The sequence below is a fragment of the Haloquadratum walsbyi J07HQW2 genome, assembly GCF_000415985.1.
Taxonomy (GTDB): domain Archaea; phylum Halobacteriota; class Halobacteria; order Halobacteriales; family Haloferacaceae; genus Haloquadratum; species Haloquadratum walsbyi_B.
The window spans coordinates 2,265,031-2,266,366 of the sequence record NZ_KE356561.1 but is presented as its reverse complement, the minus strand read 5'-3'; the positions used below and the strand labels follow the sequence as shown (position 1 = coordinate 2,266,366).

Sequence of the window (1,336 nt, the reverse complement as noted above, 5' to 3'; positions counted from 1 at the left end):
GCCAATGTTTGTGTCAAGCATATGGTTCGCGTTCCATGCCCCCTGTGGATGATTGCCGCTGGAAGACCAGTTGTAATAATCACAGGTGTTGTTTATCTCTCGACTGCTCCAACCGCTGAGGAGGACCCTGCCTGTAACTCAGGATTCTTATGAGCCTCATCTACGCCGGTCACTGATCCGGTCTGTCAATGAGCGAGGAGGCAGCCACGAGGATCAATCACAGCGCTCCCTTTTCACAGTTCCACATTGCTGGTTGTTCGATTCTCCACATCTCACTCTGTGTGTTTTACTCTAAGCCCAGGCACTGTAGCGGATTTTCACTCCAACTCCGGCGACATCTGCCGGACTCTCCGAGGGACGAGCAACTCTGGAAGTTCGAACATAGCTGAGCAGAGGAGTACCGGGGGCCGAGGCGTCGCACTCCACTCACCACAGCCTGTGGACCCCACACGGATTTTTCTCGGTTAGAGTTCGGTAGAACTGAAAACCTGCAACCTCCACCGCTCAGGATTCCTCCGTCGCTAGACTGTGTCTAGCGGGCGGTCACCTCCAGCGTGACGACGCCTTCACGCGGAGAAGAATGTCAATTCACCGTGCTCGGCATATTATCGTATGAATATTTAGAAATATCAATTTATGTATATTCGGCACAAGCTCTATTATATTTGCTTGGTATGATAGAGTATAATGCTAGACGCAGAATTTGAAGCATGTGTTGAGTGTGGAAACCTGCATATGGAAGGTGGATCTGGACCCGATAATGTTGATGAGTGCGCTGTCTGTGGAGGGTACGTTTCCGAAGTCGAAATTGACGATCTCATCGGATTATGAGCAGATGAGAAATTCCTGAATGAATCCCTGGTTAGGTCACATCTTGTGTTAGCTCTGAGATACCCACTCATGAGCGGGTGAGATTCCGATTCAACGCGGACTCCCGTTCTGACCGAATTATCGGCAGGAGGTTCATAGGCTCCAGTCACGTTCAGTATCCCGTTGCCCGAGCGCACGCCTCCGTCGTTTCCAGTTTGGTTCCGACGAAGATACCGGCGGTTGATATTCTTCGCGGTGTTAGAATCGGCGTGGTTTTCGGAGGCACATTCCTGGCATTCGAATGACCCACTCTCGCGGTTGTCTACATATAGGGGGTGCGCACAGTGTGAGCATTGCCGTGAGGTGTTCTCTAGATCAACCTACGTCACATTCAAACAGTATTCGGCGGCTTTATATTCGACAGAGTCACATCTGGACAATCGATTGAGCGTACATTTCTGTCCCAACGATGCGCCGGGACATTCACACATATCGATTAAATCCTCGAACTCGTGACGCCGTTCGT

1 protein-coding gene and 1 pseudogene are annotated in these 1,336 nt (G+C 50.7%); one reads left to right on the top strand and one right to left on the bottom strand.

Going from position 1 to position 1,336, the window contains the following annotated elements; genetic code table 11:
* Nucleotides 1-687 precede the first annotated feature (687 nt).
* Nucleotides 688-831 (top strand): hypothetical protein, encoded by a 144-nt coding sequence (locus tag J07HQW2_RS18535; protein WP_021051688.1) that lies wholly within the window; start codon nt 688-690, stop codon nt 829-831.
* 224 nt (nt 832-1,055) lie between these two features.
* Here the strand turns inward: J07HQW2_RS18535 and J07HQW2_RS18530 are convergent.
* Nucleotides 1,056-1,178, bottom strand: a pseudogene (locus J07HQW2_RS18530) (zinc ribbon domain-containing protein); the annotation flags it as partial.
* Between the last annotated feature and the right edge of the window lie 158 nt (nt 1,179-1,336).